Origin of the sequence: Streptomyces sp. NPDC018000 (assembly GCF_044328025.1) — a bacterium.
Lineage (GTDB): Bacteria > Actinomycetota > Actinomycetes > Streptomycetales > Streptomycetaceae > Streptomyces.
In genome coordinates this window covers 1-7,410 of record NZ_JBIRGM010000049.1, presented here as the reverse complement: position 1 = coordinate 7,410, position 7,410 = coordinate 1, and the positions used below count along the sequence as shown (strand labels likewise).

The following is a 7,410-nucleotide window of genomic DNA, read 5'->3' as shown; positions in this document are numbered from 1 at the left end:
CGGTGCGCGAGCTGGCCGATCTGTGGGCCGAAGCGCTCAAGGGCATCGCCCAGCACACCACCGATCCCAACGCCGGCGGACTCACCCCCACCGACATCGTCGATCCGACGGTGACCCAGGCCGACCTGGAGGAGTTGGAGGCCGAGACACCCGGCCTGGAAGACGTTCTCCCCCTGGCACCGCTCCAGCGCGGGATGATCTTCCACAGCATCTACGACGAAGACGCCGGGCCCGACGTCTACACCGCGCAGTTGGTGCTCGAGTTCGAGGGCGACGTCGACCGTGCGCGCCTGCGGGACGCGGCCTGCGCGTTGCTGCGCCGGCATGCGAATGTGCGTGCCGGGTTCGTCCAGCGGAAGTCGGGTGAGTGGTCGCAGGTCGTGGCGCGGTCGGTGCCGGTGCCGTGGCGCGACGAGGACGTCTCGGACGCGGACGATCCGGAGACGGCCGCCGCGGAGCTGGTGGAGGCGGACCGGTGGACACGCTTCGACCTGCGCCGCCCGCCACTGGTGCGCTTCGCCTTGATCCGCCTGGCCGAGGACCGGTTCCGGTTCGTGATGACCAACCACCACATTCTGTGGGACGGCTGGTCGACCCCCGTGCTGCTGCGCGAACTGCTGGTGCTGTACCGGCAGGGCGGCGACGACCGGGGACTGCCCCGGGTGCGCCCGTACCGCGACTACCTGCGGTGGCTGTCCGCACGCGACCAGGCCGAGTCCGAGCGTGCCTGGCACCGTGCCCTGGACGGTCTTGCCGAGCCCACACTGCTGGCGACCGACCGCAGCCGCACGACCGCGGTCCCCGAGCAGGTCTTCGCCGCCCTGGACAAGGAGACGACGGCGGCACTCAACCGGTGCGCGCGGCAATGGGGCGTCACCCTGAACACACTGGTGCAGGCGGCGTGGGGGCTGGTGCTGTCGTGGACGACCGGCCGGCGCGACGTAGTGTTCGGCACCACGGTGTCGGGTCGCCCGGCCGACCTGCCTGGTGTGGAGTCGATGGTGGGGCTGTTCGTCAACACCGTTCCGGTACGGGTGACGGTGAATCCGGCCGAGCCGATGCGCGACCTGGTCGAGCGGATCCAGCGGGAGCAGTCCCTGCTGGTCGAGCACCAGTACGTCGGCCTCGCCGACGTCCAGCGCTGGGCCGGACACGGCGAACTCTTCGACACCGCTACCGTCTTCGAGAATTACCCCGTCGACGCCGAGACGCTGTCCCCGCCCGAGGGCACCGGATTCCGCATCACCGATGCCGGGGGTCATGACGCTACGCACTACTCCCTGGGCCTGGCCGTCGCGCCGGGAGAGGAACTGTCGCTGCGGCTCGACCACCAGCCGGGCGTGATCGGCGGCGACGAGGCGAACGCGACGATGAGGCAGCTCATCACCACACTCACGCGCATCGCGACCACCCCCGACCGGCCCGCCGGAAGCCTGGACCTGCTCGACGCCGGGGAACGGCACCGCGTCATCGAGGAGTGGAACGACACCGCGGCGGAGATCCGAACCGGTGAGGTCCGTGACTGGTTCCGGCAGCAGGCGGCGCTCACGCCGGACGCGGTCGCGGTCGCGGACCCGGCGGGGCAACTGACCTACGCCCAGCTCGACGCCCGGGCCAACCGTCTCGCCCGGGCCCTGCTCAGCCATGGCGTCGGCCCGGAGGGGCGTGTGGCCGTTCTCCTGCCCCGTGGCGTGGATCTGGTGGCCACGCTGCTGGCGGTGTGGAAGGCCGGCGCGGCGTACGTGCCGATCGATCCGGAGTATCCGGCCGAGCGGGTCGACTACCTCGTCACCGATTCCCGGCCGGCCATCACGGTGACCACAAGCGACCTGCTCGGGCGGACACCGGCAGGCACCGCCCGCCTGGTGCTGGACGACCCCGCGGTGGCGGCGGACCTCACGTCCCGGAACACGGACTACGCGGAGGACATGCAGAACGCCGCCCCGGCCGGGCGTGCGGCCTATGTGATCTACACCTCGGGGTCGACGGGGCGGCCGAAGGGGGTGGTGGTGGAGCAGCGGAATCTGGCGTCGTATGTGTGGTTTGCGGGGCAGGCGTATCCGGGGTTGGCGGGGCAGTCGGTGGTGCATACCTCGATTGCTTTCGATCTGACGGTGACGGGTGTGTTCGTGCCGTTGACGCTGGGTGGCTGTGTGCGGTTTGCCGGGCTTGATGAGGCCGGGTCGTTGCCGGAAGGTTTCGTGGCGACGTTCTCGAAGGTCACTCCGGCGCATGTTCCTCTGTTGTCGGAGCTGCCTTTGGAGTTGTCGGCCACGGACCATGTGGTGGTCGGTGGTGAGCAGTTGCAGGGGGGTGCGGTGGCGCAGTTGCGTCGTCGGCGTCCCGGTGTGACGGTGATCAACGAGTACGGGCCGACCGAGGCGACGGTGGGCTGTTGTGTGTTCGTGGTGGGGCCGGACGATGTGGTGCCGGAGGCGGCGGTGCCCATCGGGCGGCCGGTGGCCAATGCGCGCTTGTATGTGCTGGACGGGTGCATGCGTCCGGTGGCGCCCGGTGTGGGTGGTGAGCTGTACATCGCGGGTGCGGGGGTGGCGCGTGGGTACTGGAGCCGTCCGGGACTGACCGCGGAGCGGTTCGTTGCCGATCCCTTCGGTGAGCCGGGTGCGCGGATGTACCGCACGGGAGATGTCGTGCGGTGGGCCTGGGACGGGCAGTTGGAGTTCCTCGGCCGTGTCGACGACCAGGTGAAGGTGCGGGGCTTCCGCATCGAACTCGGCGAGATCGAGGCGGTGCTGGGCGAGCACCCCGATGTGCACCGCGCCGTGGTGATGGCGCGGGAGGACCGACCGGGAACCCAGCGCCTGGTCGCCTACGTGGTCCCTGCCCAGGGCCACAACGCCCCCGGGCCCGACCTCCGCGCCTACGTGCGCACACGCCTTCCCGACCACATGGTCCCCGTAGCTGTCGTCCCCCTCGACACACTGCCCCTCACCACCAACGGCAAGGTCGACCGGGCCCGGCTGCCCGCACCGGACCACGAGCACAACGCCGGGACCCGCCCCGCCCGAGGACCGCAGGAGGCACTGCTGTGCCGGCTGTTCGCGGAGACTCTGGGAGTCGCGGACGTCGGCATCGACGACTCGTTCTTCGCGCTGGGCGGAGACAGCATCATGTCCATTCAACTGGTCGGCCGCGCACGTCGATCGGGCTCACGCTTCTCGGTACGTACCCTGTTCGAGCACCCCACGGTCGCGGAACTGGCGCGGGTCGCCGACTGGGTCGGCGAGGACGAGGGCAAGGAGAACGCCGCAGAGGCCGGCCGGGGTGTGGGCGTCTTCCCGGCGCTGCCGATCTCTCGTTCCCTGCTGGAACGCGGCGGCGACTGGGCCGCGTACCACCACACACAGGTGCTGCGCGTACCGGCGGGGCTGACCTGGCCGGACCTCCTCGCCGGCGTCCAGGCGGTGCTCGACCGCCACGACGTACTCCGCTCCTGTGTGCGCCACGACCAGGAACAGGGGCTGGTGATGGACGTCTCCGCGCCGGGTTCGCCGGCCGCCGACACGGTCCTGTCCCGCGTGGACGTGCGCGGCCGGGACGGGTCCGAGGTGCGCGAGGAGACGACGGCGCGGGCCGCAGCGGCAGGGGAGGAGCTGGACCCGGCCACGGGGATCATGCTGCGGCTGGTCTGGCTGGACGCGGGCACGCAGGCCCCCGGGGTGCTGGTGATCGTCGCCCACCACATGGTCGTGGACGGCGTCTCCTGGAGGGTGCTGCTGCCCGACCTGGCGGAAGCCGTGCAGCACGCCCGGTCAGGCGGTGCGGCCGCGGCGTTGGCGCCCGTCGGCACGGCTCTGCGGGCGTGGTCGCTGGAACTGGCACGGCAGGCGGTGAGCGAGCGGCGTGAGTCCGAACTGGACTGGTGGACGTCCGTTCTGTCCCGTCGAACCCCGGTGGCCGACGGTGAGCTGGACCCCGAGCGCGATCAGTACAGCGCCATGGGGCTGCTGTCGGAGGTCGTGCCGTCGGACGTGTCGGAGATTGTGCTGACACGGACCGCGGATCTCTACAACGCCGGTGTGGAGGACGTGCTGCTGACGGCGTTCGCCCTGGCACTGTCGCGCTGGAACCAGGCCCCTGACGGGTCCCCGAGCCCGGGATGCGTCGTGGAACTGGAAGGCCACGGCCGGCACGAGGAACTGATACCCGGAGCCGATCTGTCGCGGACGATGGGCTGGTTCACGACGGTGTATCCGGTGTGGCTGGACCCGGGCCGGATCCGGTGGTCGGAGACCGGCGGACCAGGCGTCGGAGAGGCGATCAAGCGGGTCAAGGAACAGCTCCGCGCGGTACCGGACCGGGGCGTCGGCTACGGTCTGCTGCGCCATCTCAACCCCGGCACCGCCGACGTACTCCGCCAATACCCCACGCCGCAGGTGGGTTTCAACTACCTCGGCCGCATGCGCACCGCAGCGGGTGAGGATCACGACTGGGGGCTGCTGCCCGGTGCCGTGCACGGCACCGGACCCGCCGTGCCGCTCAGTCACGTGGTCGAGCTCAACGCGGTTGCCGAAGAGCAGGACGGGCTCATCCGGCTCCGGGCCAACTGGAGCTGGGCACCACGGCTGCTGTCGGAGGACGACGTGCGCGTCCTGGCACAGCTGTGGGTCTCCGCACTCACCGGCATCGCCGAGCACACCAAGGATCCCGACGCCGGAGGGATCACCCCGACCGACTTCTCGCTTTCCACCCTGAGTCAGAGCGAGATCGACCTTCTTGAAGCTGACTGGGAGAGTTTCGAATGAGCACGCAGAAGCGCAACATCGCGGACATCCTTCCACTGTCGCCGCTTCAGGAAGGAATGCTGTTCCACAGCATCCGTGACGAGGGCCCCACCGATCTCTACGTCCGCCAGTTGGCGTTCGACCTCGACGGTGAGATCGACCGGGACCGGCTGCACGCGGCGGCGGAGGCGTTGTTGCGTCGGCACGCGAACCTTCGGGTCGGCTTTCGCCACGAAGGCCTGGCGCAGCCCGTCCAGGTGGTGGCGCGGTCGGTGACGGCGCCGTGGCGGGACGAGGACGTCTCGGGTGCGGAGGATGCCGATGCCGCGGCCGCGGAGTTGGTCGAGGCGGACCGGTGGGCGCGGTTCGACATGCGGCGTCCGCCCTTGGTGCGGTTCATGCTGATCCGTCTTGGTGGCGGTCGTTCCCGGTTCCTGATGACCCATCACCACATTCTGTGGGACGGGTGGTCGTCCTCCGTGTTGTTGCGTGAGTTGCTGTGGCTGTACCGACAGGGCGGTGACGACCGCGATCTGCCGCAGGTGCGTCCGTTCAAGGAGTATCTGCGGTGGCTCGCCGACCGTGACCGGGACGAGTCCCGGCGCGTCTGGCGCGACGCCTTGGCGGGGGTGGAGAGCCCGACGCTGGTGGGGCCGGCGGGGGGAAGCCACACCGCCGTCGTTCCCGAGGCGATCACCGTCACGCTGGACGCGGACACGACGCAGAAGCTCGGCCGGTGTGCGCGGGAGTGGGGCGTCACGCTGAACACGGTGGTGCAGGCCGCATGGGGGCTCGTGCTGTCGTGGATGACCGGCCGTACCGATGTGGTGTTCGGTGCGACGGTGTCGGGGCGTCCCGCCGAACTGGCGGGTGTGGAGTCGATGGTGGGGCTGTTCATCAACACCCTGCCGGTGCGCGTGAGCGTCGACCCTGCCGAATCTCTCAAGGACCTCGTCACACGGCTCCAGCGGGAGCAGGCTCAGCTTGCGGACCACCACTATGCCGGCCTGGCGGACGTTCAACGCTGGGCCGGACACGGTGAACTTTTCGACACGGTCACCGTCTTCGAGAATTACCCGTTCGACGCCGAGAGCCTCGAAAGCCTCTTCGATGACGTGCGGGTCGCGGGCGTGGAAGCGCAGAGCGCGACGCATTACCCCGTTTACCTGCTCGCGATCCCGGGCGCAGAGCTGACACTGTGCATCAAGTACCAGCCGCACCTGATCGACCCCGAGGACGCTCACCGGTACACGGACGGCCTGCAGCGGATCCTCAACGCGGTCACCCGCGAACCGGAAGGCCCGGTCGGCGGTGTCGACCTGCTCGGGACGGACGAACGGAAGCGGATTACGCAGGGGTGGAACGACACCGGCGTCGCGCCGGCTGTGTCCGAGTCCCTCGTGGACCGTTTCCAGCGGCAGGTCGGGCAGACGCCCGATGCGGTCGCGGTGGTGTGCGGGGACGAGTGTGTCTCGTATGGGGAGTTGAATGCGCGGGCGAATCGTCTGGCGCGGGTGTTGGTCGGGCGTGGTGTGGGGGCTGAGTCGTTTGTCGGGGTGCTTCTGCCTCGTGGGGTGGATCTGGTGGTGACGTTGCTGGCGGTGTGGAAGGCGGGTGGGGCGTATGTGCCGATCGACCCGGACTACCCGGCGGAGCGCATCGGTTACGTTCTGGCTGATGCCGAACCCGCGGTCACGGTGACCGTCCGGGACTTGGTGGGGATGTTGCCGTCGGGCGCGTCGTCGCTCGTGCTGGACGACGTGGTGGTGGAGGAGAGTGCCCGGCAGGACTCCTCCGACACCGCACTGCGGGTACCGGATTCGTGTGCGGCGTATGCGATTTATACGTCGGGGTCGACGGGGCGTCCCAAGGGTGTGGTTGTGTCCCGGTCGAGTGTGGCTGCGTATGTGGGGTATGCGGCGGGGGCGTACGGGGACATGGCGGGTGTGTCGCTGGTCAGTACGTCGGTGGCGTTCGACTTGACGGTGACGGGGCTGTTCACGCCGCTGGTGAGGGGTGGCTGTGTGTGGCTGGCGGAGTGGGGTTCGGATGTGCGTGTGCCTGATGCGGTGGTGGCGGCGGGGGGTGTGTCGATCGCGAAGGTGACTCCGAGTCATTTGTCGGTGGCGTCGGAGTTGCCGGAGGGGATGCTGCCGTCGGGCACGTTGGTGACGGGCGGGGAGGCGTTGCAGGGGCCGGTGCTGGAGCGGTGGCGTGCCGAGCATCCCGGGGTGAGGGTGGTCAATGCGTACGGTCCGACGGAGGGGACCGTCAACTGCTGTGATTTTGTTGTGGCGGTGGGGGAGGCGACTGCTTCGGGTGCGGTGCCGATCGGCCGGCCGTTTCCTCATGCCCGGGTGTATGTGCTGGACGGGGGTCTGCGTCCGGTGGCGCCGGGAGTGACCGGGGAGTTGTACATTGCCGGTGCGGGGGTGGCGCGTGGGTACTGGGGCCGTGCCGGGCTGAGTGCGGAGCGTTTCGTCGCCGATCCCTTCGGTGGTCCGGGCACACGCATGTATCGCACCGGGGATGTGGTCCGCTGGACTCGCGACGGTGAGCTGGTGTTCGTCGGGCGTGCGGACGACCAGGTGAAGGTGCGGGGTTTCCGTATCGAGTTGGGTGAGATCGAGGCGGTTCTGGCCCGGTATCCCGCGGTGTCGCAGGC

Annotated in this window: 2 protein-coding genes; both read left to right on the top strand. The window is 69.6% G+C overall.

The genetic code is table 11. From position 1 onward, the window contains the following. Positions 1-4,766, top strand: a 4,766-nt coding sequence (locus ACH4EW_RS32240; RefSeq protein WP_398263085.1) for an amino acid adenylation domain-containing protein, incomplete at its 5' end; no start/stop codon positions are given. Continuing rightward, positions 4,763-7,410, top strand: a 2,648-nt coding sequence (locus ACH4EW_RS32235) for an amino acid adenylation domain-containing protein (RefSeq protein ID WP_398263083.1), incomplete at its 3' end; no start/stop codon positions are given. The genes ACH4EW_RS32240 and ACH4EW_RS32235, both read left to right, overlap by 4 nt.